The organism is Streptomyces sp. WAC07094, from assembly GCF_036320405.1.
Lineage (GTDB): Bacteria > Actinomycetota > Actinomycetes > Streptomycetales > Streptomycetaceae > Streptomyces > Streptomyces lannensis.
Map to the genome: position 1 here is coordinate 1,108,992 of NZ_JAVMJZ010000001.1, position 25,585 is coordinate 1,134,576.

Annotated in this window: 24 protein-coding genes; 12 read left to right on the forward strand and 12 right to left on the reverse strand. The window is 70.9% G+C overall.

The genetic code is table 11. The features are described 5' to 3' along the window. Positions 1-181: 181 nt before the first annotated feature. Positions 182-595, reverse strand: a complete 414-nt coding sequence (locus RCR19_RS04950) for a roadblock/LC7 domain-containing protein (RefSeq protein WP_331263960.1) — start codon at positions 593-595, stop codon at positions 182-184. A 94-nt stretch (positions 596-689) separates the two neighbouring features. On the opposite strand from RCR19_RS04950, the gene RCR19_RS04955 reads away from it, so the two are divergent. After that, the gene (locus RCR19_RS04955) at positions 690-1,118 is read left to right on the forward strand and encodes a PPOX class F420-dependent oxidoreductase (protein WP_331263961.1); all 429 of its coding nucleotides are present in this window, start codon (positions 690-692) and stop codon (positions 1,116-1,118) included. A gap of 4 nt (positions 1,119-1,122) precedes the next feature. Here the strand turns inward: RCR19_RS04955 and RCR19_RS04960 are convergent, their stop codons facing one another. From RCR19_RS04960 to RCR19_RS04980, 5 genes are all read right to left on the reverse strand, one after another. Then, entirely contained in the window at positions 1,123-1,728 is a 606-nt protein-coding gene (locus RCR19_RS04960; protein WP_331263962.1) for an ATP/GTP-binding protein, read from the reverse strand. Positions 1,729-1,911: 183 nt separating this feature from the next. Then, positions 1,912-2,325, reverse strand: coding sequence for a DUF742 domain-containing protein (locus RCR19_RS04965; protein WP_331263963.1), 414 nt, complete (start codon positions 2,323-2,325; stop codon positions 1,912-1,914). Between the two features lie 19 nt (positions 2,326-2,344). Further along, positions 2,345-2,782: a roadblock/LC7 domain-containing protein gene (locus RCR19_RS04970; protein ID WP_331263964.1), complete on the reverse strand. Its 438-nt coding sequence runs from the start codon at positions 2,780-2,782 to the stop codon at positions 2,345-2,347. Continuing rightward, positions 2,779-5,301 (reverse strand): nitrate- and nitrite sensing domain-containing protein, encoded by a 2,523-nt coding sequence (locus RCR19_RS04975; protein WP_331263965.1) that lies wholly within the window; start codon positions 5,299-5,301, stop codon positions 2,779-2,781. The genes RCR19_RS04970 and RCR19_RS04975 overlap by 4 nt, the downstream gene beginning before the upstream one ends. Before the next feature lie 48 nt (positions 5,302-5,349). Continuing rightward, positions 5,350-6,123 carry an MHYT domain-containing protein gene (locus tag RCR19_RS04980; RefSeq protein ID WP_331263966.1) on the reverse strand — a complete coding sequence of 258 codons (774 nt, stop codon included), beginning with the start codon at positions 6,121-6,123 and terminating at the stop codon, positions 5,350-5,352. Between the two features lie 152 nt (positions 6,124-6,275). On the opposite strand from RCR19_RS04980, the gene RCR19_RS04985 reads away from it, so the two are divergent. Continuing rightward, a complete protein-coding gene (locus RCR19_RS04985; protein WP_331263967.1) occupies positions 6,276-6,875 on the forward strand; it encodes a class I SAM-dependent methyltransferase in 600 nt (199 codons plus the stop codon). A 222-nt stretch (positions 6,876-7,097) separates the two neighbouring features. Here the strand turns inward: RCR19_RS04985 and RCR19_RS04990 are convergent, their stop codons facing one another. After that, positions 7,098-8,003 (reverse strand): oxygenase MpaB family protein, encoded by a 906-nt coding sequence (locus RCR19_RS04990; protein ID WP_331263968.1) that lies wholly within the window; start codon positions 8,001-8,003, stop codon positions 7,098-7,100. 97 nt (positions 8,004-8,100) lie between these two features. Between RCR19_RS04990 and RCR19_RS04995 the strand changes: the two genes are divergently transcribed. From RCR19_RS04995 to RCR19_RS05005, 3 genes are all read left to right on the forward strand, one after another. Next, positions 8,101-8,397 (forward strand): hypothetical protein, encoded by a 297-nt coding sequence (locus tag RCR19_RS04995; protein ID WP_331263969.1) that lies wholly within the window; start codon positions 8,101-8,103, stop codon positions 8,395-8,397. A gap of 132 nt (positions 8,398-8,529) precedes the next feature. Beyond that, a complete protein-coding gene (locus RCR19_RS05000) occupies positions 8,530-9,372 on the forward strand; it encodes a hypothetical protein (RefSeq protein WP_331263970.1) in 843 nt (280 codons plus the stop codon). Between the two features lie 163 nt (positions 9,373-9,535). Further along, positions 9,536-10,912 carry a tannase/feruloyl esterase family alpha/beta hydrolase gene (locus tag RCR19_RS05005; protein WP_331263971.1) on the forward strand — a complete coding sequence of 459 codons (1,377 nt, stop codon included), beginning with the start codon at positions 9,536-9,538 and terminating at the stop codon, positions 10,910-10,912. Between the two features lie 4 nt (positions 10,913-10,916). On the opposite strand, the gene RCR19_RS05010 is transcribed toward RCR19_RS05005, so the two are convergent. From RCR19_RS05010 to xylA, 3 genes are all read right to left on the reverse strand, one after another. Beyond that, positions 10,917-11,099 carry a hypothetical protein gene (locus RCR19_RS05010; protein ID WP_059127544.1) on the reverse strand — a complete coding sequence of 61 codons (183 nt, stop codon included), beginning with the start codon at positions 11,097-11,099 and terminating at the stop codon, positions 10,917-10,919. A gap of 180 nt (positions 11,100-11,279) precedes the next feature. Continuing rightward, positions 11,280-11,855: a hypothetical protein gene (locus RCR19_RS05015; protein WP_331263972.1), complete on the reverse strand. Its 576-nt coding sequence runs from the start codon at positions 11,853-11,855 to the stop codon at positions 11,280-11,282. A 131-nt stretch (positions 11,856-11,986) separates the two neighbouring features. Then, complete coding sequence (gene xylA, locus RCR19_RS05020) at positions 11,987-13,153, reverse strand: xylose isomerase (RefSeq protein WP_331263973.1); 1,167 nt, start codon at positions 13,151-13,153, stop codon at positions 11,987-11,989. Between the two features lie 196 nt (positions 13,154-13,349). Between xylA and xylB the strand changes: the two genes are divergently transcribed. The 7 genes from xylB (at position 13,350) to RCR19_RS05055 (ending at position 22,820) form a co-directional block, all read left to right on the forward strand. Beyond that, positions 13,350-14,795, forward strand: coding sequence for a xylulokinase (gene xylB / locus RCR19_RS05025; RefSeq protein ID WP_331263974.1), 1,446 nt, complete (start codon positions 13,350-13,352; stop codon positions 14,793-14,795). 17 nt (positions 14,796-14,812) lie between these two features. Further along, positions 14,813-16,021 (forward strand): ROK family transcriptional regulator, encoded by a 1,209-nt coding sequence (locus RCR19_RS05030; protein ID WP_331263975.1) that lies wholly within the window; start codon positions 14,813-14,815, stop codon positions 16,019-16,021. Positions 16,022-16,237: 216 nt separating this feature from the next. Further along, complete coding sequence (locus tag RCR19_RS05035) at positions 16,238-17,722, forward strand: APC family permease (RefSeq protein ID WP_331263976.1); 1,485 nt, start codon at positions 16,238-16,240, stop codon at positions 17,720-17,722. After that, entirely contained in the window at positions 17,719-18,732 is a 1,014-nt protein-coding gene (locus tag RCR19_RS05040; RefSeq protein ID WP_331263977.1) for an acetamidase/formamidase family protein, read from the forward strand. Before RCR19_RS05035 ends, RCR19_RS05040 begins: the two co-directional genes overlap by 4 nt. 58 nt (positions 18,733-18,790) lie before the next feature. Further along, positions 18,791-19,405: an N-acetylmuramoyl-L-alanine amidase gene (locus RCR19_RS05045; RefSeq protein ID WP_331263978.1), complete on the forward strand. Its 615-nt coding sequence runs from the start codon at positions 18,791-18,793 to the stop codon at positions 19,403-19,405. 219 nt (positions 19,406-19,624) lie between these two features. Next, positions 19,625-20,899: a GAF domain-containing protein gene (locus RCR19_RS05050; RefSeq protein ID WP_331263979.1), complete on the forward strand. Its 1,275-nt coding sequence runs from the start codon at positions 19,625-19,627 to the stop codon at positions 20,897-20,899. A 397-nt stretch (positions 20,900-21,296) separates the two neighbouring features. Next, positions 21,297-22,820, forward strand: coding sequence for an aldehyde dehydrogenase family protein (locus tag RCR19_RS05055; protein ID WP_331263980.1), 1,524 nt, complete (start codon positions 21,297-21,299; stop codon positions 22,818-22,820). Between the two features lie 555 nt (positions 22,821-23,375). Here the strand turns inward: RCR19_RS05055 and RCR19_RS05060 are convergent. Continuing rightward, positions 23,376-23,720, reverse strand: coding sequence for a hypothetical protein (locus RCR19_RS05060; RefSeq protein ID WP_331263981.1), 345 nt, complete (start codon positions 23,718-23,720; stop codon positions 23,376-23,378). A gap of 309 nt (positions 23,721-24,029) precedes the next feature. After that, entirely contained in the window at positions 24,030-25,544 is a 1,515-nt protein-coding gene (glpK, locus tag RCR19_RS05065; protein ID WP_331263982.1) for a glycerol kinase GlpK, read from the reverse strand. Positions 25,545-25,585 lie beyond the last annotated feature (41 nt).

A 25,585-nucleotide genomic window follows, 5' to 3' on the forward strand; every position in this document is an offset into this window, starting at 1 on the left:
GGATAACTCGGCGCTTCACCCTTCCTCGCAGGCCCGAGGGGCCGTCCGCGGTGCACGTCCGATGCCGTGTCGACGGCCCGCGAAGTACTCTTGTTCTGGGCAGCGGGTCAGCCGCGGGCGCGCGCCCGCGGGAGACCACGGGCACGCGTGCCAACCACCCCGTCAGGGATCCGTGGACGGCTCACAGATCGACGGACGGCGCGCGGTCCCGGTCCCGTGACTCCACGGCGAGGTGGTCCCCGACCCGGTTCACGAGCAGCGTCATCTCGTAGGCGATCTGGCCGATATCGGCCTCGGCCGCGCTGAGGGCACACAGGCAGCTGCCCGGTCCCGCGGCGGTGACGAACAGGATCGCGTCATCGAATTCGATCATGGTCTGCCGTACCTGGCCCGCACCGAAGTGGCGGCCCGAGCCCTTGGCCAGGCTGTGCAGACCGGACGAGACCGCGGCCAGGTGCTCGGCGTCCTCGCGCCGCAGCCCCGTGCTCGTTCCGGTCACCAATCCGTCGTTGGACAGCAGCAGCGCATGCCGTATGTGCTCCACGCGCTCGGTCAGATCGTCCAGGAGCCAGCCGAGCTCCGTGTTCTGCCCCATTTTCCTCTCTCCCCGTGAAGACGCTCCCCCTCGCCGGAGGATCCGATCAGCCAGCCTTCACCACAGCCGCCTTCGCGGCAAGCAGGATGGAGGCATGGCACAGAAGATGACCGACGAGGAATGGCGGGCCTTCGTCTCGGACGGCACCCGCACCGGGAAACTCTCCACCGTCCGGGCGGACGGAAGTCCGCACGTGGCACCGATCTGGTTCCTGCTCGATGGCGAGGACCTGGTCTTCAACACCGGGAAGGAGACGGTGAAAGGACGGAATCTGGCCAGGGACGGCCGCGTCGCTCTGTGCGTGGACGACGACCGGCCGCCGTACGCGTTCGTCGTGCTCCAGGGACGCGCACGGCTGTCGGAGGACCTGGACGAACTGCGGTACTGGGCGGCCCGGATCGGCGCCCGGTACATGGGGGAGGAACGGGCCGAGGAGTTCGGCGCCCGCAACGGCGTCCCGGGCGAACTCCTCGTGCGGGTCCGCATCGAGAAGGCGCTGGCCTACTCCGCCGTCTCCGAGTAGCGCGTCAGCCGACGGAATCCAGCAGCCGGGCGGTGTGCATCCGCCCGGCGTACTCCACCAACCGGATCAGCACCTCCTTCCCGGAGTCCCGGTCCCGGGCGTCGCACAGCACCACCGGAGTGCCCCGGTCGAGATCGAGGGCACGCGACACGTCGTGGGCGCCGTACGTGCGGGCACCCGCGAAGCAGTTGACCGCCACCACGAACGGGATGTGCCGGTGCTCGAAGTAGTCGACCGCGGGGAAGCAGTCCTCGAGTCGCCGGGTGTCCGCGAGGACGACGGCGCCGAGGGCGCCCTGGGACAGTTCGTCCCACAGGAACCAGAAGCGGTCCTGGCCCGGCGTGCCGAAGAGGTACAGCGAGAGCCCGGACCGGATGGTGATCCGCCCGAAGTCCATGGCGACCGTCGTCGTGACCTTCTGGTCCACCCCGCCGGTGTCGTCGACGGACTGGCCGGCCTCGCTCAGCAGCTCCTCCGTGCGCAGGGGCCTGATCTCGCTGACCGCCCCCACCAAGGTCGTCTTGCCCACGCCGAATCCGCCGGCGACCAGTATCTTCAACGCCAGGGCGGTCATCTCGTCCTCGGAGGCGTCGGAGTGCTCGGAGACCATCGATCACTTCTCTCGGGAGTGCCGGCAACGGTCGATATCAGTACATCCGTGCGGAGTCAGCATCATGACAACTGCGGACCGACCGCGCGGCCTTGGACCGGTATTTGACCGATCTGACCACTTGCCGCCCATTCGGTTACTGAATCGGCGCACATCGCGGTGCGGGTGGTTCCGGTGCACCGTCTAAAGGGCCCTCAACCCCTCGATGACCTCGCGCAGAATCCGTTCGTCGGGCAGCTGGGCCGGCGGTACGGGGCGCGAGACCGTGACACAGCCGAGCTCCAGCAGATCCCCGAGCAGCACACGCACGACGCCCACCGGCAGGTCGGCGTCCGCGGCCAGTTCGGCGACGGACTGAGTCTCGATGCGGCACAGATCGATGAGGGAACGGTGCTCCGGACCCAGTGAGGCGTCGTCGACCCCGTCCAGCGCCCCGATGTCGAGGGAGACGAGGGCGATGAGGTCGAAGCGCACCCCGCTGGGTCCCGGTGCGGTACGCCCGCCCGTCATCGCATAGGGACGGACGAGCGGTCCCGCCTCGTTGTCGTACCACTGGCTGCCCGGCACGTCCGGAGCGCCTGTCCGGTCGTCGGTCATCTGCGACCGCCCTCGGCCGTCATCCGGCGGCCGGCGGCCCGGCGGACGCCCTGGGCGGGGTGTAGAGGTGCTCGCCGACACGCTTCACCAACCGTGCCATCTCGTACGCCACCAGACCGATGTCTGCCGTGACGGCGGTGAGAACGGCCAGACAGGATCCGTCGCCCGCGGCCGCCACGAAGAGGAAGCCGTCGTCCATCTCGACCATCGTCTGGCGGACTCCGCCGACTCCGAAGTGCCGGCCCGCTCCCTTGGCGAGGCTGTGGAAGCCGGAGGCGACGGCGGCGAGGTGCTCGGCGTCCTCACGGCTCAGATCGGAGGAGGCGCCCACCGCCAGTCCGTCGTTCGAAAGCACCACGGCGTGTCGCACTTCCTTGACGCGCACCACCAAGTCGTCCAGCAACCAGTCGAGTTCGCCCGACCGCTGGGCGGTCCTCATACCGGGGTCCTGGATCATGCAGGGTCTCCTTCGCTGCTGTCGCCGACGTGTCCTGCCGCCCGCCCGGCTGCGCGGCCCCCGCCACGCACCCAGCCTTCGCGATAGGCCGCCATGCGGTCCCGTACCAGTTCGGGTGTGCGCTCGTCGTCGCGCACCGGGCCGCGGGGGCCCGTGGTCGGTTCCTGCGCGCTCTGCTTGCGCAGCTGGGGGGCGAGGCTTGCCTGCCGTACCCGCCGCGGCAGGTCCTCGGAGCCCTCCGAGTCGTCCCCGCTGCGGTGCAGCCTCAACGTGGTGACCCCGGGTGGCGCCTTGTCCGGTGGGGCTCCGGCGGACGCCCGCATGCCGGCCGGGGCAGAGGCCGCCAACGCGGGCCGCTCCTGGGCCTGTTCCACCGGCTCCTTGCGCACAACGGCGGCCACGGGCGCGTGCTCGTGGTCCTCGCGCCGCTCGGCTTCGGCCGGCCGGGCCGGACGCCCCTCCGCCCCGTGGTGCAGCAGCGCGGTCGGCAGCAGGACGACGGCGGTGGTGCCGCCGTAGGGCGAGGTCTGCAGATGTACCTTGATCCCGTGCCGGGCGGCGAGCCGGCTGACCACGAAGAGGCCGAGCCGGTCGCTGTCGAACAGATCGAGCGCCTCGGACTGCTCGATACGCCGGTTGGCCTCGGTCAGGGTCTCCCTGCCCATCCCGAGCCCCCGGTCCTCGACCTCGATGGCATAGCCGTTGCCGACGGGCTCCCCGCTGACGCGCACGCGCGTGTGGGGAGGCGAGAACTGGGCGGCGTTCTCGATGATCTCGGCAAGCAGATGCGTGAGGTCCGCCACCGCGGAGCCGGTCACCGAGGCTTCGGGGAGGCGTCGCACCTCCACGCGCGCGTAGTCCTCGACTTCGGAGACGGCGGCCCGTACGACGTTGGTCAGCGGGACGGGCATGCGCCAGGCACGGCCGGGCGCGGCTCCGGAGAGGATGATCAGGCTCTCGGCATGGCGCCGCATGCGCGTGGTGAGGTGGTCGAGCCGGAAGAGGTCGCTCAGCTCGCTCGGGTCCTCGGAGCGGCGCTCCATGCTGTCGAGCAGGCTGAGCTGACGATGCACCAGGACCTGGCTGCGCCGGGCCAGGTTGACGAACACGCCGGAGATTCCGCTGGCGAGCTCCGCGCGTTCGGCCGCGGCGCGCAGGGCCGCGCGGTGCACGGTGCCCAGCGCTTCGGCGACCTGCCCCGTCTCGTCCTCGGCGGACGGTCCCGGCGGTGCCTCCGCGTCGACGTCGATCCCCTCCCCGGCACGCAACTTGCGCATGGCCTCGGGCAGTTTGCGCCGCGCGATCTCCAGGGCGCCGTTGCGCAGGCTGACCAGTTCGACGACGAGTCCGCGTCCGATCCTGACGGAGATGACGAGCGAGGCTGCGACGGCGACGAGGCCCACCAGGACCGCGGCACCGGCGGGGGTGAGCACACCGCGCGTGAACGGGTCCGCCCGGTCCGCCACTCCTCGGCCCGCGTCCGTCTCGATGTCCCGCATTCCGCCCTGCACGCGCGTGTGCGCCGGGGTCCAGGTGGCCGCGGGCGCCGCACCGACGGCCTGGGCACCGGACTTCCCGGACAGCACCTTGTCCTCGACTGCGCCGAGGTCGGCGTATGCGTCGCTCCTGGCGATCCGCTGCCAGGCGGCCTGTTCCGAACCGCGCAGGTCGGCCACGGCGGATTCGGTCAGCGTCCGCCGGGTGTCCACGGCGCCGGTGAACAACCTCAGACGTTCGCCGTCGAGAGTGCCCGCGAGGCGGGCGGTCGTGAGGACGGCGTCCTCCTGGGCGAGCGACTCGCCCGCGCGGGAGAACTCCAGCAGCACGCGCGCGTCGGAGCCGAGGTCGGCGTCCTGGACGTCGGTGAGCGCGCCGCCCACAGCGAACGCCGTGGCGATGGTCCTGGTGTACTGCCCGTACGTCTCGTCCCAGCCGACGCGATGGGCGAGAAGGTCGCCCCGCAGGGAGCGCAGTGCTTCGGCGCCCGTGACGAAGGTCTCGAGCCTGCCGGGGAGACCGGAGGGCAGATCGGCACCGTCGGCGACCGTGTTGCGGTCGCCGAGCCGCAACTTGGCCACGGCACGGTCGGTGCGGCCGGCCAGGGCCTTCAGGTCGTCCGGACGCTCGGCGGCAGGGTCGGTCGCATAACGCACTGCGGCCACCCGTTCGGCCTGGATCGCGGCCACGGCGTCGGCGAGCGGGGCGCGGACCATGGAGTCCACACGTTGGAGCCGGCGCAGTCCGGCGATGTCCTGGGCCGTGGTGACGGTGGCGTAGGCCCACAGGGCGAGCAGGGAGATCACGGGCACCATCAGCAGGCAGACGATCTTCGCCCGGACGGTACGGGGGCGGATGTGCCGGCGTCCCGCACGCACGGGCGGATCGGAGTCCGTGCCCCTCGGCTCGTCGGTTTCGGGGCGCTCGTCGGCCGGCGGGCCGGCGTGTGCCCTTCGGCCGCGCACCGGAGGCGCGGGGTTCGGTCCGGCACCGGCCGTACGGGCCCTACGGGATGTTCGCATGAACTCCTCGCTCGGAGAGTGTCGGGAACGTGTCGTCCGGGCCCGCGGTCAGTGGGCTGCGCTCTCGACGGGTCGCTGGGCCGACGCGGAAGCCTCGCGCTCCCCGGCTGTCGGCGACAGGGCGACGAACGCCGAGGTGAGGAAGAGATAGGACCCGAGGCCGACGGCGAGGGGGAAGATGAACTGCATCGCCGTGGCCCCGGGAAGGGACGCGCCGGACGGAGTGACATGAACGCTCACTGCGAACATTCCGGTGTAGTGCATGCTGCTGACCGCCGCGCCCATGACGAGAGAGGCGACGGTGACCGCGACGGGCGACTTGATGTTCAGTCCGGCCCACAGGGCCGCCGTCGCCGCGACGACGGCGATCAGCACGGAAAGCCCCACCATCAGCGGGTCGTAGTGCACCGTCCCGTGCAGCCGCAGCGCCGCCATGCCGAGGTAGTGCATGCTGGCGACGCCGAGGCCGGTGGTGAGGCCGCCCAGGACGAGGGCCCGGGCGCGGTCGCGGCTGTAGCCGACGGCGAAGACGCCGGCACCTACGACGATCATGGCTACGAGCAGGCTGAGGATGGTCAGCGGCACGTCGTAGCGGATCTCGGTACCGGTGGTGGCGAAACCGAGCATGGCCACGAAGTGCATGGTCCAGATGCCCGTGCCGATCGCCGAGGCCGCGGTGAGCAGCCAGTTGCGACGCGACCTGCCGGTGGCGCTCAGCGCGCGGACCGTACAGCGCAGCCCGAGGGCCGCGCCTATGCACGCCATCACGTACGACAGCAAGGGTGTCAGCCAGCCGAATGCGGCGTGGTCCATGTGTCCCATGGCCACGGGACGCTAGTCGGAGCGCGAGCGCACAGAGGGGGCGCATTTCGAAAGGTGTTGCAATCTGACACAGTCAGGTCCTGGAACGATCGCATCACGCTCGAACATGTGCACTGCGGCACCGTTCGTGGAGGTGAGGAATCATGCGGAACATGAGCGACGACCACACACACGTCCAGGAGTTCTTCGGGGCACGTGCGGCCGACTGGGATGCGCGATTCCCCGACGACGGTCCGGCGTACGCCGCGGCGGTCGACGGTCTCGGACTGCGCACGGGTGATCGCGTGCTCGACGCCGGCTGCGGCACGGGCCGGGCCCTGACGCCGCTGCGTGCCGCCGTAGGGGCCTCAGGGGTCGTCCTCGGCGCCGATCTCACCCCGGCCATGCTGGAGGCCGCCGTACGTGCCGGACGCGACCGCGACGGCCTGCTGCTGCTCGCCGACGTGGCCGCGCTCCCCGTCCGGACGGGATCCCTGGACGCGGTGTTCGCGGCCGGTCTGATCGCCCACCTGCCGCGTCCCACCGAGAATCTGCGGGAGTTGGCCCGGGTGGTGCGGCCCGGCGGCCTGCTCGCGCTGTTCCATCCGATCGGGCGGGCGGCGCTCGCGGCCCGGCAAGGCCGGCAGATCACCCCCGACGATCTGCGCGCCGAGGCGAACCTCGGCCCTCTGCTGGCCGGTTCGGGCTGGCGGATGACGTCGTACGTCGACGAGGACTCACGTTTCCTCGCCGTCGCCATCCGCGAGGGCTGAGCCGCAGCCGGGGAGCCACCTCCGCCACGAGCACGTCTCCGGGTCGCCGGACTTGGCGTCGAACCCGGCACGCACACCGCGCCCGCGTCCTCGGCCTCCAGGCCCCGGCCGTAGCGCAGTTCGCCGTTCGATCGGCGGGCCGCCCTTTCGGCGCGGACTGCGCCATCGCCCAGGCCTCCGCCCGGGCCGATTCGCACCCCCCCCCAACTGCCGACGTCCGGCTCACTCGGGCGGCGGGCCTGTCGCACCGCCCGTCCGCCGGACCGGACATCCCTGGACACCAGGGACGGGACGGGTCCCCAGAGCGGAGACGCGGAAGCCGTTCGGATAGCCCTTGATCTCCGGGTTCTGCCGTGCGAAGTGGGGAGCGGGCCGCGGAGGTATGAGGCGTACGAGACGGCCGCGGACACGGACCGCGCGGCGCACCGACGCGCGCGTGGCGGCGCTCGGCGGCTCGTACCGGAAGGCTTCGAGGAGCGAGTCGTCGAGCAGGGCGAGCGTCGCCAGGCGAACCAGTGGAGCCAGCGCGCGCGGGTACCAGGAGGCCATCAGGTCCAGGGTCGCGTCGGAAACGCGCCGGGCTCCCGCGTCCGTCCCGAAGTGGGCCTCCTCGTAGGCGTCGAGGAAGGTCTCGAACTCCTCGTAGGTCTTCGGGATGTCCGTGATGCCCATGTGCCGCCCGAGGGTGCGGTAGTACACGACGGATGCGACCGTCTCGTGCCGGGAAAGCCTGCGCCATCCGTAGGCGTCGATCCATCGCTTCGGCGTCACCACGAAGGTGCACAGCACGTACCGCATGTCGTCGTCGGCGATGTCGTAGCTGTAGTGCATCTGGTTGATGCGCCGGATCGCGGTGCGTCCCTGTTCGCCGTCGAAGCCGTGCTCCACGATGGTGCCGAGCAGCAGCGCGGTGTCGTCGTAGCGCTTCTGGGCCCGTTCGGTGAGCTCACCGGTCTCGGCGAGCAGACGACCGATACGGGGGACGGCGTAGGTGCGGTAGAGGGCCAGCTCCAGGGCACGGGTGTAGTCCCAGGGGAACTCGTAGGCGGTACTGAGCCGGTAGATCTCCAGGGCGTCCTTCTCAGGATCCAGACGCCTGATCCGTTCGAGTCGATCGAATCGCTTCACCGTCCTGTCCCCCTTCTGCCATCGAGGCTTCAACCTTAGGTTGAGAGCAGCAGATGCACGTCGAAGAAGGCAACCGCGAGGGGGAAGGCGGCCCGGCATGTTCGACAGGATCCGCACATCGGTCGGCAGACTCGTCAAGTCCCTGCGCCTGGAGGAGCCCGCAGGCGGCGAGAAGCGCACGCACAATCTCTTCGAGGCGGCCTCCGAGTATGTCGCGGCGTGTGCCGAGGACGACCAGGACCGGATGGACGAGGTCTCGACATGGGTCTCTCCTGAGGCACTGTCGTTCGGCGTGAGCGAGCTTGCCTGCCGCGCGGTCATCGCCCTTGCGCGGGAGCGCGACGAGTCACCGCGGGCGGTCGCGCGCACGCTTCTCGGTCTGCCCGCCGCCTAGCGCGGACTTTCCTCCGGTCGATTCGCCCGGTCCGGCCTGACACGTGCGGCTCTTCATGGAATTCGCACTCGTGACAAGTGGCTCGCGGGCGCATTAAGGTGCGCCGACGGACCAAAGCTTGGGGAGGATGGCATGGCCGGGACGGACGAGGACGCCGTCGCCGCCGAGGACGACGCGCTGTATGTGCTGACGGCGATTCTGTTGACGCCCGCGCAGTTCCCGAGCGTGCTGGGCGACGACTTTCCTGAGGCCTGCGCGGCTCTCGACCTGCCACCCGTCGCAGACGGATACGGGCTCGTGCTCGGCCAGGACGGCGATGGGGCGCGCTGGACGGTGGTGGTCGACGACGTCTCGCTCGTGGCCGTCGCGATCGCGTCCTGGGACTGCGGCATGGAGTACGACCTGTCGCCCGACGAGCGGTCGGTCGTGGCCGCTCTGCCGGGCTGGCCGCTGGCCGTGGCCGTCGCGGCGCCCAACGTGCCCGCACCCCACGACCCCGGTCCCGAACTCGCCGACCGCAGGCCGCTCGCGCCGCCGGACACCGAGGTCTGGGGGCCCGCACAACGGCGCCTGGGTGCCGACGACATCGCACTGCGGTGGGCCGTCTGGCGCGAGCAGCTCGACGACAACGCATTCGCACCCGCAGACGACGGGACGAAGGCCGAGAAGGGAGTCGGGCCGGCCGAGGTCGTGGGCGAGAGCAGGCTCAGCACCGGCGTCCGCCGCGTCCTCGCCGAGGCACGCGCATATGTGGACGCCCCTCCGCCGCTGGGACGTGTGCGGTCCTCGTTCGCTTCGGGAGACGCGCGCATCCTCCGCGCCGACGGGCCCGGCTGGTCCATGATCGCCCGGACCGACGACATCGCGTTCGTCCTCCTGGACGAGGAACCCGGCGAGGTGGTCCCCGTGGGCCGGGGCCCGGAGCTGCCGAGCCTGCTGGAGGCGCTCGACAAGATGGCGGTACGCCCGCTCTGAGACGCCCGGCGCATCGGGATGGATCAGTGGCCGGCCGGCAGGGGCGCGTTGTGCACCCCCATAGAGCCGGCCACGTCCCTGTGGCCCGCACCCATGGTCGGCGGGCTCCCGCGGCCGCAGCATGGGCAGCTCCGTGCTCCCGTCGCGTCCCGGAGGCCCCGCCATGCGCCTGTCACGAAGCGTTGTCCTGTTCGCCGCCGCCCTGCTGGCCTCGACCCTCAGCGGACCTGCCTCGGCCGTCGGCGGTGACCCCTGCGGACGGCAGGAGAAGGTGCGGGTGCCGGGCGCCGCGTTCCAGCAGAGCGCCTGCCTCGATGACATGACGACGTCCGCTCTCGCGGGGACCCCGTACACTGACATGGCGGATCAGGCAGGGCTGACGGCCAAGGACACCCGCAACCCGTCCGGCGTGCCGGGGCTGCAGATCGACGGCTACTTCCCGGACGGCTCCCACACCAACACGACGCATGGCTGGAATCACGACGCGCAGTTCGTGATCCGGCTGCCCGACCACTGGAACGGCGGTCTCGTCGTCACCGGAGCGCCCGGAACGCGCCGCCAGTACGCGACCGACACGGCGATCTCCGACCGGGTCCTCGCCCAGGGGTACGCGTACGCGGCCACGGACAAGGGCAACAGCGGGGCGGACTTCTACCGGGACGGAAACCACCCCGGTGACGCGGTCGACGAGTGGAACCGGCGTACGACCCAGCTCACGCTCGCCGCCAAGCGGGTCGTCGCCGCACACTACGGACGAGCACCCCGGCGGACGTATATGACCGGGATCTCCAACGGCGGCTATCTGACACGCCGGCAGCTGGAGCACCGGCCCGAGCTGTACGACGGCGGCGTGGACTGGGAGGGCGCCCTGTGGACGACGGAGGGCCCCAACCTCCTGACGTCGCTGCCGGTGACCGTGGCCCGGGCGCTCGGCTCGGCACGGGACGAGGACCTCTACGCTGCCGGGTTCGCCCGGGGATCGGAATTCCTGTGGGCGTACCACGAGAAGGCCTACTGGGGTCTGACGCAGAAGATCTATCGCGCCGAGTTCGACCCGTCGTACGACACCTCCTGCCCCGGCGCGTCCGCGGGGTCGACGGTTGAGGAGATACTCGCCCCCTGCCGCTCGGACGCGGCGTACGACTACGCGGCCCGGCCGGCGTCCGTGCACCGGGCGGTGGCCCGCGTCGCCCTCACGGGACGGATCGGGAAACCGCTGATCACACTGCACGGCGATCTGGACGCCCTGCTGCCCAAGGCCACGGACTCGGACGTCTACGCCCGCATGGTGGCCCGTAGCGGACGCGGCGCACTGCACCGCTACTACACCGTCGAGGGCGGCACCCATGTCGACGGCCTCTACGACACCTATCCCGACCGGCTGCGGCCCGTCCTGCCCTGCTACCGGGCCGCCTTCGACGCGCTCACCGCCTGGGTGGACCGGGGCGTGCGGCCGCCCGCGGACCGTACCGTCGGCAGGCCCGCGAACGGCGACGTGGTCGGCTCCTGCGCCCTGACGGACGCCCCGGCCGGCCGCTGACCCCTCAGCGGCCGATCTCCTTGCGTGCGACGCGGCGCAGCCTGCGCCGCTGGGAGGGGTCCAGGGTGAGGTACGCCGCCGTGGGGACCCCCACCACGATCAGAAGGACCGCCCACCAGGGCAGCCAGATCCACAGGACGAGCCCGGCCAGCACCGCCCCCGTGGCGATCTTCGTGTTTCTCGACATGTGTCGCCTCCTTCGCGGCCGAAGCCGCTCGCGGGCCTCGGCGGCACCGCTCTCTGTTCTGAGAACGGGCACGTGCTCCGGCCGGTTCCGGACCGCGACCCTGAGAGAACCCTGAGCCGCGAACCCTGACACGCGCGTGGCGCCCGCCGGCGAGGAACGACCGGCGGGTCCCGCCGCGGATCAGGAAGCAGGGGTGGCGAAGAGCGATTCGAGGTCGCTCGGGAAGCTGCTGGGCAGCTCGCTGGGGAAGCCGGACGGCAACTTCGTCGGCAGGCTCGTAGGGAGCCCCGAAGGCAGTTCTGTGGGCAACTCGGAGGGCAGCTCGGTGGGCAGTCCGGACGGGATGCCGAGGGAGGGGGCGGACGAACCGCTCGGGCTGCTCCCGGCGGGCGGCTTGCGCTCCGGGGACCCGCCTCCGCGGTTCACCAACAGGACCACGGCGACGATGCCCAGCGCCACGATCACGGCGACGGCGAGGAAGAGCACACCGCGGCGCGGACCGGGGGCACCGGGCGGTCCCTGTGGCGGTGCCGGGGGCAGGCCGCCCCCGGAACCCGGCGACCGGTGTCCGCCGCCCGGCGGTGGGCCGTAGCCACCGGCAGCGGGGCTCCCGTAGGGCGCGCCCTGGTCGCGGGTGGGCGGACCGTAGCCGCCGGAGACGGGGCCATGGCCCTCTCCGGACGGCGGGCCGAATCCGCCGTGGTCCGCGGGCGGCGTGTCTCCTGGTGGTCGGGGTGGCATGGGCGGGATGGCCATACCGCCAGAGTCGCCCCGGACGGGCCCATGGCGCGACCCCCGCACTGCGGTTGATACGGAGTCATGTCGTGGATCGCATGATTCCGGAGCATTGCGCGCGGAGGTCGCCCACAGGCGGGATTCGGCAGCGATCAGCCGCGCGCGCCCAGCAGGTGGTCCATGGCCAGCTGGTCGAGACGCTCGAAGGCCATGCCGCGCGCGGCGGCCGCCTCCACGTCGAACTCCTCGAAGGCACCGCGGTCCGCGAGCAGGCCCTCGAGGCCGTCCGCCGCGGTCGGCTGCGCGAGCTCGTCCAGACGCGAGGCGCGCAGGGCCTCCTGGACCTCCGGGTCCGCGCGGAAGGCCGCGGAACGCTCCTTCAGGATGAGGTAGTTGCGCATGCAGCCCGCGGCCGAGGCCCAGACGCCGTCGAGGTCCTCCGTCCGCGGCGGCTTGAAGTCGAAGTGACGCGGGCCGCTGTAGCCGGCGCTCTCCAGGAGGTCCACCAGCCAGAAGGCGGACCGCAGGTCGCCCGCGCCGAAACGCAGGTCCTGGTCGTACTTGATCCCCGACTGGCCGTTGAGGTCGATGTGGAAGAGCTTGTCCGCCCACAGGGCCTGGGCGATGCCGTGCGGGAAGTTGAGGCCGGCCATCTGCTCGTGGCCCACCTCGGGGTTGACGCCGTAGAGCTCCGGGCGCTCCAGGCGCTCGATGAACGCGAGGGCGTGGCCGACGGTCGGCAGCAGGATGTCGCCGCGCGGCTCGTTCGGCTTGGGCTCGATGGCGAAACGCAGGTCGTAGCCCTGGGAGGTCACGTACTCACCGAGGAGGTCGAAGGCCTCCTTCATGCGGTCGAGGGCGGCGCGCACGTCCTTGGCCGCGCCGGACTCGGCGCCTTCCCGGCCGCCCCAGGCGACATAGGTCTTCGCGCCCAGCTCCGCCGCCAGGTCGATGTTGCGGATGGTCTTGCGCAGCGCGTAACGACGGACGTCCCGGTCGTTCGCGGTGAAGGCCCCGTCCTTGAACACGGGGTGCGTGAACAGGTTGGTGGTGGCCATCGGCACGGTCATCCCGGCCGCGTCGAGGGCCTGCCGGAAGCGCTTGATGTGCGACTCGCGCTCGCTGTCCGAGGATCCGAAGGGGATCAGGTCGTCGTCGTGGAACGTGACTCCGTAGGCCCCGAGCCCGGCGAGGCGCTGAACCGTCTCCACCGGATCAAGGGCACGCCGGGTGGCGTCGCCGAAGGGGTCCCGTCCCTGCCAGCCGACGGTCCACAGGCCGAAGGTGAACCTGTCCTCGGGGGTGGGCTGGTAGTTCATGCCACGGCTCCTTGCTCGCTGAAGACTATTTCGTCATGGCGCTTAACAAATTAGTATGCGAAGGCATCTCTGGGAAGAGACGATGTGTCCCTGTACGAAGACTTCGTACGGTGACGATGTGAGCACACGGGGCCGCACGGGCCCGCGACACGCCCCCACAGGCCAGATCCCGCCAGCCGCGGAAGAGGAGAGCCCGATGTCAGCAGCCGAGGGTCCGCTCGTCGTCGGGGTGGACTCGTCCACCCAGTCCACCAAGGCCCTGGTCGTCGACGCATCGACCGGACAGGTGGTGGCGAGCGGTCAGGCACCGCACACCGTCTCGACGGGCGCGAGCCGCGAGAGCGATCCGCGCCAGTGGTGGGACGCCCTGTGCGAGGCACTTGACCAGTGCGGCGAGGCGGCCCGCGAGGCGGCCGCGGTCTCCATCGGCGGCCAGCAGCACGGACTGGTCACCCTGGACGCGCACGGCGACCCGGTACGCCCGGCCCTGCTGTGGAACGACGTGCAGTCGGCGCCCCAGGCCCGCCGGCTCGTGGAGGAACTGGGCGGCCCGAAGGCATGGGCCGACCGCACGGGCAGCGTTCCCGGCGCGTCCTTCACGGTCACCAAGTGGGCGTGGCTCGCGGAGAACGAGCCGGAGGCCGCCCGGGCGACCGCGGCCGTTCGCCTGCCCCACGACTACCTCACCGAACGTCTCACGGGTCAGGGCACGACCGACCGCGGCGACGCCTCCGGCACCGGCTGGTGGGCGTCCGCGACGGAGTCGTACGACGAGGAGATCCTCGCGCACGTGGGACTCGACCCCGCCCTGCTGCCCCGGGTGGTGCGTCCCGGCGAAGTCGCCGGCACCGTGCGTGACGCCCATGACCTGCCCTTCTCCAAGGGCACCCTGGTCGCGCCGGGAACGGGCGACAACGCGGCCGCCGCCCTGGGCCTCGGCCTGCGCCCCGGCACCCCGGTGCTGAGCCTCGGCACCTCCGGCACGGTGTACGCGGTCTCCAAGCGCCGCCCCACCGACCCGACCGGCACCGTGGCGGGCTTCGCGGACGCGCACGGTGACTGGCTGCCGCTGGCCTGCACCCTGAACTGCACCCTCGCCGTCGACCGGATCGCCGCGCTGCTGGGCCGGGATCGCGAGGCCGTCGAACCGGGCACCGCCGTGACACTGCTCCCCTTCCTCGACGGCGAGCGCACCCCGAATCTCCCGCACGCCACGGGACTGCTGCACGGCCTGCGGCACGACACCACGCCCGGCCAGCTGCTGCAGGCGGCGTACGACGGGGCGGTCCACTCGCTGTTGGGTGCCCTCGACCTGGTTCTCGACGAGGACGCCGACCGCACGGTTCCGTTGCTGCTCATCGGTGGCGGTGCCCGCGGCAGGGCGTGGCAGGAGACGGTGCGCCGCCTCTCGGGGCGTCCCGTGCAGGTGCCGGAGGCCAAGGAACTCGTCGCGCTGGGGGCCGCCGCGCAGGCTGCCGGACTGCTGACGGGCGAGGACCCGGCCGCCGTCGCCCGGCGCTGGGACACGGCCCGCGGTCCGGTGCTGGAGGCCGTGCAGCGTGACGAGGCGGCCCTGACCAGGATCGCCGGGGTACTCTCCGACGCGGCACCGCTGCTGGAGCGCGAGCCCGACCGGCACTGACGGGATCCGAGGGAGGCATGACCGCACCGCTGCACGAAGCCCATCCGTCCAGCCCCGGCCGCCGGCTGCCGGACACCCAGCAAGGCATGCGCCGCCGCAATCTGGCCCGGGTCATGCACACCGTGAGCGCCGAGGGTCCGCTGTCGCGTGCCGCGGTCGCCTCGCGGATCGGCCTGACCCGGGCGGCCGTCTCGACACTGGTCGACGAGCTGATCCGCACGGGACTGCTGGAGGAACTGGGGCCGGAGCGCCCGGGCCGCGTCGGGCGGCCCGGTTCCGCACTGACCGTCAGCGGTCGTGGTCCCGCCGGGATCGGTGCCGAGATCGGGGTCGACCACCTCGCGGTGTGCGCGGTCGATCTGCGCGGTGCCGTACGGGCGCGGGCGGTGCGGCACGGCACGAACCGCGGCCGCCCACCCCAGCCGGTGCTCGGCGAACTGACCGCGCTCGTGGGTCAAGTGGTGGCGGAGGCGGAACGGGAAGGGCTGTGGCCCGCCGGACTCGCCGTCGCGGTACCCGGCCTGGTCGCGCGCGATGCCCGGACCGTCGTCCGTGCCCCCAACCTCGACTGGCACGATCTCGACCTCGGGCCCCTGGTTCCCGCCCGACTGCCGCTGACCGTCGACAACGAGGCCAACTTCGGCTCGCTCGCGGAATTGTGGCTGGGCGAAGCCACCCCTCGTGACTTCCTGCACGTCTCGGCGGAGATCGGTATCGGTGGCGCGGTGGTCGTGGACGGGCGACTGCTGCGCGGTACGCACGGCTTCGCGGGCGAACTGGGACATGTGCCCGTGCGCCCCGACGGACCGGAGTGCGCGTGCGGTGGGCGCGGCTGCCTGGAGCAGTACGCCGGCGAGGAGGCGGTGCTGCGCGCGGCCGGACTGCCACCGGGGCAGGACCGTGTCGGGCTGCTGGCCGAAAGGGCCGCGCAGGGTGACACGGAGGTGCGCGAGGCGCTGGGCGAGGCGGGGACCGCGCTCGGTATCGCGCTGACCGGAGCCGTCAACCTGCTGGACCCGCAGGCGGTCGTGGTCGGTGGTGCACTGGCCGCCCTGGCGCCCTGGCTACTGCCGTCCCTGGAGCGGGAGCTGGCACGGCGGACGGCGGGCCGGGGCTGCGCGGTGGCGGTGTCGCGTCTGGGGCCCGAGGGGCCGCTGCTCGGCGCCGCGCACTCGGTCGTGCGGGCGGTGCTGGACGACCCGGCGGCCGTCGCGGAACGGGTGTAGCGGTCGGGCCGCACCGGCGGAGTCGCCTGCGAGGGCCCTGCGGGCCTCTCGACGGCCCACTCCCCCTCCAACGTGTGAGGGAGTTGTCCACAATCCCGTCGTTGTCCACCGAGGACTCCGCCCCCTTCCTGCTCAACCGCCCAGCGCCTTACCGTTGTTCACGCGAGGCGCAGCTGCGGGGCGGCGACCGCGCACGAGTCGGATCGGGGGATTCATATGGCAGGGCAAGAACCCTTGGGCTTGCGGCGCGAGGCGATCGGTCTGCGCGAAGTCCTCTTCCAGAGCATCACGGCGATGGCGCCGGCCGCCGCGGTCGCGGCGTCCATCCCCTCGGGAGCCGCCTTCGCCGGCGGCAGTCTGCCGCTTGCCGTGCTCGTCGCCCTCGTGGCCTGCCTGTTCACCGCGTCGTGCGTGGCCGAACTGGCCCGCCGGCTGCCTTCGGCGGGCTCGGTGGCGACATATGCGGCGCAGGGTCTGCATCCGGCCGTCGGCTTCCTCGTCGGCTGGGGCTATGTGTTCGTCGAGGCACTGGTACCGCCGCTGCTGCTCCTGCAGCTCGGCTTCACCACGGCAGGCACGCTGCACCAGGAATGGCCCTCGTACCCCGAGGACCTGTGGTGGCCGTGGGCCGTCGCCGGAGCGGTGGTCATCGCCGCGGCGGGGTACTTCGGCGTGCGGGCCTCGGCCCGCTTCGGCACGATCCTCGGTGCGTTCGAGGTCCTGGTCCTCCTGGTCTTCGCGGTCTGGCTCATCGTCAGGGCGGGCGGTGACAACACGCTCTCGGTGTTCGGCACCTCCCACACCGCCAAGGGATACGAAGGCATCAGTGGCGTGTTCGCCGGGTCGGTGTACACGGTGCTCGCCTTCGCGGGGTTCGAGGCAGCCGCGCCGCTCGCGGAGGAGACGAAGGACCCGCGGCGCACGATGCACCGTGCTGTCCTCGGGGCCGCGCTGGCGATCGGCCTCTTCTACGTGGTCACGACGTACGCCATGACCGTGTACTTCGGTCCGGACCGCTTCGCCGGCTTCGGTGCCTCGGGAGCGGCCTCCTGGGAGGGTGTGGCGCGTGCGTCCTTCGGGCTCTTCTGGGTCCTGGTGTTCCTGGCGGTCGTCAACTCCACCGTTGCCAACGCCAACGCGTGCGCCAATGTGTCGACCCGTACGGCCTTCGCGTTCGCGCGGATCAAGGTGTTCCCGGCCGTCTTCGCCCGCCTCCACCCCCGTCACCTCTCCCCTGTGGCCGGAGTCCTCGTGCAAGGCGTGGTGGCTGTCGCCGTCATGCTGGGGCTCGGCCTGTACTACGACCCGGTCACGGCGTTCCTCCTGCTGGCCACGGTCATCGTCACCGTCGTCATCGGTGTGTACATCGTCGTGAACGCGGCCTGCACGGGCTACTTCCTTCGCCGCGGGCGCGAGTCGTTCAGCCCGGTGAAGCATCTGCTGTTCCCGCTGCTGGGCATCGCCGCCTTCGTGCCCGCCCTGCTGACCGCGGCGGGCCTGCCCGTCTTCCACTTCGTGACCACGCTGTCGGCACCGGTGTCGTACGCCGGGCCGATCGTCGGTGTCTGGATGGCCGCCGGGGTCGTGGTGCTGCTCGTCCTGCTGCGGCGCCGTCCCGGGCGCATAGCCGAGACCGCCCGGGTCCATCTCGACGAATCATCCGCACCCGATCCCCGCCCGAACGGAGCCGTGCAGCAATGAGTGATCCCCGAATCCTGACCGTGCGCCCCGCGCCCGGCGAGTACGCGTGGACGTTCGGCGGTGCTCCGCCCGTCGCGCGGATCGTGCCGGGCACCGTGCTCGAGCTGTACACCGAGGACTGCTTCGCCGGACGGGTGCGGTCGGAGAAGGACCTCGTGTCCGAGGTGTGCGAGTTCCCGTTCCTGAATCCGCAGACCGGCCCGTTCCATGTGGAGGGCGCCGAACCGGGCGACACCCTTGCGATCCATTTCGTGTCGATCGAGCCCGCCCGGGACTGGGCGGCCTCGACCACGGTGCCTCTGTTCGGAGCGCTGACCTCCACACACACCACGGCCACCCTGCAGCCGCCGTTGCCGGAGACCGTGTGGATCTGGCAACTCGACCGGGAGCGGCGTACCGCCCTGTTCACCGCGCACGACGGTGACATCAGCGTCGAACTGCCGATGGATCCCATGCATGGGACGGTGGGCGTTGCACCGGCCAATCTCGAGGTGCGCTCCGCTCTCGTGCCGGACGCGCACGGGGGGAACATGGACACTCCGGAGATGCGGGCGGGCGTCACCTGCTATCTGGGAGTGAACGTCGAAGGCGGGCAGTTCAGCCTGGGCGACGGGCACGCCAGGCAGGGTGAGGGCGAGACATGCGGTGTGGCCGTCGAATGTGCGATGAACACCGTGGTGATCGTCGAACTGCTCAAGGGGATCGCCACGCCCTGGCCGCGGATCGAGTCCGACACCCATATCATCTCGACCGGCTCGGCCCGCCCGTTGGAGGACGCCTTCCGGATATCCCAGCTCGATCTGGTGCAGTGGCTGGTGCGGGACTACGGCTTCAGCGAGTTGGACGCGTATCAGTTCGCCACCCAGACGGTCGAATCGCCGCTGGCGAACGTCTGCGACACCAACTACACGTGTGTGGCCAAGATTCGCAAGGAATGGCTGCCCGCGCGCGAGACGCATCGCGGAATCCACACGCAGTTGCGCGAAACGGCCGCAACACTGGGGCGTTGACACTCCAGGAACAAGACCGGCACAGCTGCGGACCTCAGGCGCGGAAGGCACTTCCTCCATGGATCAAGACGCTTCGGAACAAGCGGAACACCATTTGAGCAGACGACGGTTGCTGAAGGGCGCGGCCCTCGCCGCGGTGCCCTACGCGCTGCTTCCCTCGGTACCCGCCGCCGCCCGCCCCCGAATCGTCGATCATCCCTTCGCCGTCTGGATGTCGGCAGACCCGGCCAACTTCACGGCCTCGGCCCGGCCGCTGAGCCATCCCGTAGACCGCGTCGTCATCCATGTGACCCAGGCGACCTACACCAACACACTCGGCATCTTCACCAACCCGCGCAAGAAGGTGTCCGCCCACTACGTGGTCCGGTCGGTGGACGGGCACATCGCGCAGTGCGTCCGCGAACACGACATCGCCTGGCACGCGGGCAACTGGGACTACAACACGCGCAGCATCGGCATCGAGCACGAAGGATGGGTGGACCGGCCCGGCTACTTCACCGACTCCCTGTACGAGGGGTCCGCCCGGCTGACGGCGGCGATCTGCGCGAGATTCGGCATCCCGAAGGACCGTGCGCACATCATCGGGCACTACGAGGTCCCCGGCACGGACCATACCGACCCGGGACCCGACTGGGACTGGGCGCGGTACATGCAACTGGTCAACTTCGGCTGACGGCAGGGATCCACGGCCTCCGGCTCCTCAAGGAAGTCGAGGCCGACGGATCCCACCCCCGTGCGCTCGGCGGCCTCCCGGGCCCCGGCTCCCGCCATGGTTCCGGGGCGACCGCGGATTCTCCCGGCCCCGTTCGGGTCGATGACGGTCCAAACGGTTGTCGACCGGGACCCCCGGAGTGACGATGTCCCCAGCGGAGCGCCGTCCCGGGAGGCCGAGTTGACCGATGTGTGGGTGGCCCTCGAGCCGGGGGCCGATCCCGTCGAGCGAGCACGGGAGTTGCGTCGCGCCCACGAGACGTTCAGAGCGGTGGGCACGGTGGCGCGCCGGGTCCGCCCTGTGGTGGCCGAGTCGTGGCGACGCTCGGCGCGGGCGGGTGTGGGTCCCGACGGTACGGCCCGTGTGGAACTGACGGACGGCGACCTGGGTTCCTACCGCGCGGCACACCCGCTCGCCCGGGTGATGCCACTGGTGCGGGAGCTGATGGGTCCGTTCGCGTCGGACGGGGAGCATCTGCTCGCCGTGTGCGACGCGCAGGGCAGGCTGCTGTGGGTCGAGGGGCATCCCGCGACCCGGCGGCGGGCGGACCGGATGAACTTCGTGCCGGGGGCGCGCTGGGCGGAGTCGGCCGTGGGGACGAACGCGCCGGGGACGGCGGTCGCCGTGGACCGGCCGGTGCAGGTGTTCGCGGCGGAGCACTTCGCCGTGCGGGTCCAGCCGTGGACGTGCGCGGCGGCACCGGTGCACGATCCACGCACCGGGCGCGTGCTCGGCGCAGTGGACATCACCGGTGGCGACAGGCTCGCGCATCCGCACAGCCTGGGGTTCGTCCAGGCGGTTGCGCGCGCCGCCGAGTCCCAACTGGCGCTGCTGGCACCGGCCGAGGCAGCGGCGGACACCGTGGAGCTGACCGCGCTCGGCCGCGACGAGGCGCATCTCCTCGCGGACGGCCGCACGATCAGACTCAGCCGCCGGCACAGCGAGATCCTGCTGCTGCTGGCCAGGCACCCGGAAGGACTGACCGGCGACGAACTGCTGTGCGCGCTCTACGAGGACGAGTCGGTCACGCCGGTCACCCTGCGCGCCGAGCTGGCCCGCCTTCGACGGGTCCTCGGTCCCGGACTGCTCGCCTCACGCCCCTACCGGCTGACGGCCGCAGTCGAGTCGGATGTGGCGGTCGTGGAACGGCGGTTGGCGTCCGGAGCGGTGGCGGAGGCCGCGACGGCGTACCGGGGCCCCTTGCTGCCGGGTTCGCAGGCACCGGCGGTGGCCCGGCTGCGACGCAGGCTCGACGACGGGCTGCGCACCGCGCTCATCGCCCGCAGGGACCCCGACCTGCTGGCCGACTGGGCGAACGCTCCCTGGGGCGAGGACGACCTCGACATCTGGCGCGCGCTCGCGGCGGTGCGGCCGACGGCGACGGTACGGGCACGCCTCGACGAGTTGGAGTCGGAGTTCGCGGCACCGCGGTGGGGACGCGCGCTGCCGCGCTGACAGGCCGCGCACGGGCACGGTGTCCCAGCGGTGCGCTCACCGTGCGTACGGCCCGACAGCCACACACCGCGGACGAGCCGCGCTCGGGCAAGACCGCACCGCAGTGTGCTCACCCTGCCCGCGGCCCGACAGCGACACAACCCCCGCCAGCCGCACACGGACATGGCAGCACCACGGCGTGATCACCCTGTGTACGGCCCGAGAGCCGAGCAACGCGGACGAGCCGCGTGCGAACAAGGCCTCCCCGCAGCGTGCTCCCCCTGCCCGCGGCCCGCAGCATGGCCGCCCTGCGTACGGCCCGACACTGCCACGCAACGTACTCGCAACGTCGCACTCCCTAGCCTCGCGCCGAGAGCTGCCCAACGGCGGGCAGCGCTTTCCCGGGAGGCAGAGCCGCATGACCCGTTACGCAGCGCCCGGAAGCGAGGGCGCGATCGTCTCCTACCAGGCGCGCTACGACCACTTCATCGGCGGCGAGTACGTGCCGCCGGCCCGCGGTCAGTACTTCGAGAACCCCAGTCCGGTGAACGGGCAGCCGTTCACGGAGATCGCCCGGGGTACCTCGGAGGACGTGGAGCGGGCGCTGGACGCGGCGCATGCCGCCGCACCCGCCTGGGGCCGTACCTCCGTGACCGAGCGCTCCGACGTCCTCCGGAAGATCGCCGACCGGATGGAGGCCAACCTGGAGCAGCTTGCGGTGGCCGAGAGCTGGGAGAACGGCAAGCCCGTCCGGGAGACCATGGCCGCGGACATCCCCCTAGCCATCGACCACTTCCGCTACTTCGCGGGGGCGATCCGGGGGCAGGAGGGTTCGCTGGCGGAACTCGACGACGACACGGTGGCGTACCACTTCCACGAGCCGCTCGGCGTGGTGGCGCAGATCATCCCGTGGAACTTCCCGATCCTGATGGCCACGTGGAAGCTCGCACCGGCCCTCGCGGCGGGCAACGCGGTCGTCCTCAAGCCCGCGGAGCAGACCCCGGCGTCCATCCATGTGTGGATGAGCCTGGTGGCCGACCTGCTGCCGGCGGGTGTGGTGAACATCGTCAACGGCTTCGGTGTCGAGGCGGGCAAGCCCCTGGCCTCCAGCCCGCGTGTGGCGAAGGTCGCGTTCACGGGCGAGACCACCACGGGACGGCTGATCATGCAGTACGCCTCCGAGAACATCACCCCCGTGACCCTCGAACTGGGCGGCAAGTCCCCGAACATCTTCTTCGAGGACGTCTGGTCGGCGAACGACGACTTCCGTGACAAGGCGCTGGAAGGCTTCACGATGTTCGCGCTGAACCAGGGCGAGGTGTGCACTTGCCCCTCGCGGGCCCTGGTGCAGCGGGGGCACTACGCCGAGTTCATGGAGGCGGCCGTCGCCCGCACCGAGCAGATCAAGGCCGGTCACCCGCTGGACACGGAGACGATGATCGGCGCGCAGGCGTCCAACGACCAGTTGGAGAAGATCCTCTCCTATCTGGACATAGGCCGTCAGGAGGGCGCGAAGATCCTCACGGGCGGTGAGCGCATCGAGCACGACGGCGAGCTGAAGGGCGGCTACTACGTCCAGCCGACGATCTTCGAGGGCGACAACCGGATGCGGATCTTCCAGGAGGAGATCTTCGGTCCGGTGGTGTCCGTGACGTCGTTCAACGACTTCGACGACGCCATCAAGATCGCCAACGACACACTGTACGGGCTCGGGGCCGGTGTGTGGACGCGGGACGTGAACACCGCGTACCGCGCGGGCCGCGCCATCCAGGCGGGTCGTGTCTGGACGAACTGCTACCACCAGTACCCTGCGCACGCTGCCTTCGGCGGCTACAAGGGCTCGGGCATCGGCCGCGAGACGCACAAGATGATGCTGGACCACTACCAGCAGACCAAGAACCTCCTGGTGTCGTACTCGCCGCAGAAGCTGGGCTTCTTCTAGAGCCCCAGGAAGGGCGCCGGCCGGGAAGAGGACCCGGCGGGCGCCCTTTTCCGGCATCGTCCGGGCTGCTGCTGGAAACGATGCCGCGCACGGACAGAGACCGGCGTGACCGACCGCTGCCGTCCGGTATGCGTGAACAGGCCGACGGCAGTGAAGTCGCGGACCCCTCGTGTTCAGCCGACGTCGGTGCGGCCACCGACAGGCACCGACAGGCACCGACAGGCACCAAAGGACGAGTTGGGGGGCGTTCATGACCGCCCGCGGCTCCGGGAGATTCGTCGTGGGCCGACCCGGACGGGCGGCCAACGCCAAGGACCCGACCGGGACCTCGCCGGCCCGGGCGATCACACGTACACGTCACCGCACAGGTGGACGTGCAGGGCGAGGGCGCTGAGAATCGCGGCCTTGGCCCGCAGTGCCTTCTCCGCAGCGGGGTGTGGGGGGCGTAGGCGACGTCCGGCGTCCGGGTACGGACGGGGCGGGTGTCGGATCCCTGCGGAGAGCCGTAAAAGCGGGAGAACCGTCGCGGTACCGCGGGGAAGCGGGCCGGTGGGATCAGGGGCGGGCGCCGTCGTTCAGGACGACCGTGTGGTCGTCGAGGCTGCGGTGCCAGTCGCTCACCCCGTGCTGGCCGGCGGTGCCGCCCGAGGGGACGAAGTCTTCGAGCTGACCGACGACCCAGGGGTCGAACATCGCGATCTGGTCCGCGATCCAGGGATCGACGCGGTGCTGGGTGTGGACGGTGGCGACCTTGGTGTCCGCGACGACAGCCGAGGCCGGGGCGTGCCCGGGCGTCTGCGGGGTGGCCGCGATCGCCGAGCCGCCGGCAGCGAAGAGAGCGCCGCTGAGAAATGCAGCGGAGACGCCCGCGGTGGTGAGACGCCGCACCAGCTTGTTCATGGTCTTTCCTCCTTGCGCGACCCATCGTCCGGTGGTTGCGAACGGTGGGGTTCCTGCCGTTGTGTCGGCGATCTCAAGCTACGCACTCCGGCATAGTTGAACAATGAACTATCGGAGTGAAACACATCACCGGGCGATCGGGAATGATGTGCCGAATCGCTTACGAAGCCCCCGTACTGGATGAAATACGACAAAGTGGCGAACGTCACCCTACCAAAACGGGTGAAAGGTGCGAGCGTTCAATGTCGTGCAAATTTCAACGACTCATGGCGCCAAGGGACCGCGCCCAGCCGTCCCGGCCGCGTCCGATCACGCCGGTCCCGACGGCCTGATCCAGCTCAGAGACCGCTCGACGGCGCGCTTCCAGCACTCGTACTCCCACTCCCGCCGTTCCGGATCCATGTCGGGCATCCACTGCGCCGCCCGGTGCCAGTTGCGGCGCAGAACTTCGAGGTCGGGCCAGAAACCGGCCGCGAGGCCGGCGGCGTACGCCGCGCCGAGGGAGACCGTCTCCGCGACCAGGGGCCGCACCACGGGCAGGTCGAGGACATCCGCAAGGAACTGCATGAGCAGGTTGTCGGACGTCATGCCCCCGTCCACCTTGAGTTCCTTCATCGCGAGCGCCGAGTCGGCGTTCATGGCGTCGACGACCTCGCGCGTCTGCCAGCCGGTGGCCTCGAGGACGGCCCGGGCCAGGTGCCCTTTGGTGATGTACGAGGTGAGCCCGACGATGACGCCCCGCGCGTCGCTGCGCCAGTGGGGTGCGAAAAGGCCGGAGAAGGCGGGGACGATGTAGCAACCACCGTTGTCCTCGACGGTGAGCGCCAGCGTCTCGATCTCGGGTGCGCTGCTGATCAGGCCGAGGCGGTCACGGAACCACTGGACCAGTGAACCGGTGACGGCGATCGGGCCCTCGAGTGCGTAGACCGTGGGCTGATCCGCGATCTTGTACGCGACGGTGGTGAGAAGCCCGTGCCGGGAGCGCACAAGATCGGTACCGGTGTTCATCACCAGGAAGCTGCCGGTCCCGTAGGTGCACTTCGCCTCGCCCGGCGAGAAGCAGGTCTGTCCGAACAGGGCCGCCTGCTGGTCGCCGAGCGCAGCCGTGATCGGGACACCGGGGAGCATGGAGCGGGCCTGCCCGTAGGCCTCGATCGACGGCCGGATCTCCGGCAGCATCGCGCTCGGGACCCCGAAGAACTCCAGCAGTTCCGGATCCCAGGTCAGCGTGCGGATGTTCATGAGCATCGTGCGGCTGGCGTTGGTGGCGTCGGTGATGTGCAGGCCGCCGTCCGCGCCGCCGGTCAGGTTCCAGATCAGCCAGCTCTCCACCGTCCCGAAGAGCACCTCGCCGTCCCGTGCGCGCTGCTCCAGCCCGTCGACGTGATCGAACAGCCAGCGGAGCCGGGGTGCGGAGAAGTAGGTGGAAGGGCGCAGACAACAGCGGTCGAGGAAGAACGCGTCGCCGGGGCTCCGCCTGAGGTCCTCGACGAGCTGGGCGGTCCGGACGTCCTGCCAGACGATCGCCCGGCACACCGGGGCACCGGTCCGCCGGTCCCACAGCACCGTCGTCTCACGCTGGTTGGCGATGCCGATGGCGATGATCTGGCCGACGTCTATGCCGACATCGGACAGCGCCTCGGGCACGATGCGCTCCAGGTTGCGCCGGATCTCCGAGGCATCGTGCTCGACCCAGCCGGGCTGGGGGAAGAACTGCCGGTGTTCTCGTTGGGCGACCGTCACCAGCCGTCCGCGGTGGTCGAACAGAATGCATCGCGTGGAGGTGGTGCCCTGGTCGATGGACATCACATACCGTTCAACCATGATCGGGACTGCCTTCCGATGCGTCGCGGCGGCGCCGGGAG

Coding starts and splice junctions, on each gene's coding strand:
- RCR19_RS04950 (WP_331263960.1), bottom strand. CDS start 595: ATGGGGCAGAACACGGAGCTCGGCTGGCTCCTGGACGATCTGACCGAG.
- RCR19_RS04955 (WP_331263961.1), top strand. CDS start 690: ATGGCACAGAAGATGACCGACGAGGAATGGCGGGCCTTCGTCTCGGAC.
- RCR19_RS04960 (WP_331263962.1), bottom strand. CDS start 1,728: ATGGTCTCCGAGCACTCCGACGCCTCCGAGGACGAGATGACCGCCCTG.
- RCR19_RS04965 (WP_331263963.1), bottom strand. CDS start 2,325: ATGACCGACGACCGGACAGGCGCTCCGGACGTGCCGGGCAGCCAGTGG.
- RCR19_RS04970 (WP_331263964.1), bottom strand. CDS start 2,782: ATGATCCAGGACCCCGGTATGAGGACCGCCCAGCGGTCGGGCGAACTC.
- RCR19_RS04975 (WP_331263965.1), bottom strand. CDS start 5,301: ATGCGAACATCCCGTAGGGCCCGTACGGCCGGTGCCGGACCGAACCCC.
- RCR19_RS04980 (WP_331263966.1), bottom strand. CDS start 6,123: ATGGGACACATGGACCACGCCGCATTCGGCTGGCTGACACCCTTGCTG.
- RCR19_RS04985 (WP_331263967.1), top strand. CDS start 6,276: ATGAGCGACGACCACACACACGTCCAGGAGTTCTTCGGGGCACGTGCG.
- RCR19_RS04995 (WP_331263969.1), top strand. CDS start 8,101: ATGTTCGACAGGATCCGCACATCGGTCGGCAGACTCGTCAAGTCCCTG.
- RCR19_RS05000 (WP_331263970.1), top strand. CDS start 8,530: ATGGCCGGGACGGACGAGGACGCCGTCGCCGCCGAGGACGACGCGCTG.
- RCR19_RS05005 (WP_331263971.1), top strand. CDS start 9,536: ATGCGCCTGTCACGAAGCGTTGTCCTGTTCGCCGCCGCCCTGCTGGCC.
- RCR19_RS05010 (WP_059127544.1), bottom strand. CDS start 11,099: ATGTCGAGAAACACGAAGATCGCCACGGGGGCGGTGCTGGCCGGGCTC.
- RCR19_RS05015 (WP_331263972.1), bottom strand. CDS start 11,855: ATGGCCATCCCGCCCATGCCACCCCGACCACCAGGAGACACGCCGCCC.
- xylA (WP_331263973.1), bottom strand. CDS start 13,153: ATGAACTACCAGCCCACCCCCGAGGACAGGTTCACCTTCGGCCTGTGG.
- xylB (WP_331263974.1), top strand. CDS start 13,350: ATGTCAGCAGCCGAGGGTCCGCTCGTCGTCGGGGTGGACTCGTCCACC.
- RCR19_RS05030 (WP_331263975.1), top strand. CDS start 14,813: ATGACCGCACCGCTGCACGAAGCCCATCCGTCCAGCCCCGGCCGCCGG.
- RCR19_RS05035 (WP_331263976.1), top strand. CDS start 16,238: ATGGCAGGGCAAGAACCCTTGGGCTTGCGGCGCGAGGCGATCGGTCTG.
- RCR19_RS05040 (WP_331263977.1), top strand. CDS start 17,719: ATGAGTGATCCCCGAATCCTGACCGTGCGCCCCGCGCCCGGCGAGTAC.
- RCR19_RS05045 (WP_331263978.1), top strand. CDS start 18,791: ATGGATCAAGACGCTTCGGAACAAGCGGAACACCATTTGAGCAGACGA.
- RCR19_RS05055 (WP_331263980.1), top strand. CDS start 21,297: ATGACCCGTTACGCAGCGCCCGGAAGCGAGGGCGCGATCGTCTCCTAC.
- RCR19_RS05060 (WP_331263981.1), bottom strand. CDS start 23,720: ATGAACAAGCTGGTGCGGCGTCTCACCACCGCGGGCGTCTCCGCTGCA.
- glpK (WP_331263982.1), bottom strand. CDS start 25,544: ATGGTTGAACGGTATGTGATGTCCATCGACCAGGGCACCACCTCCACG.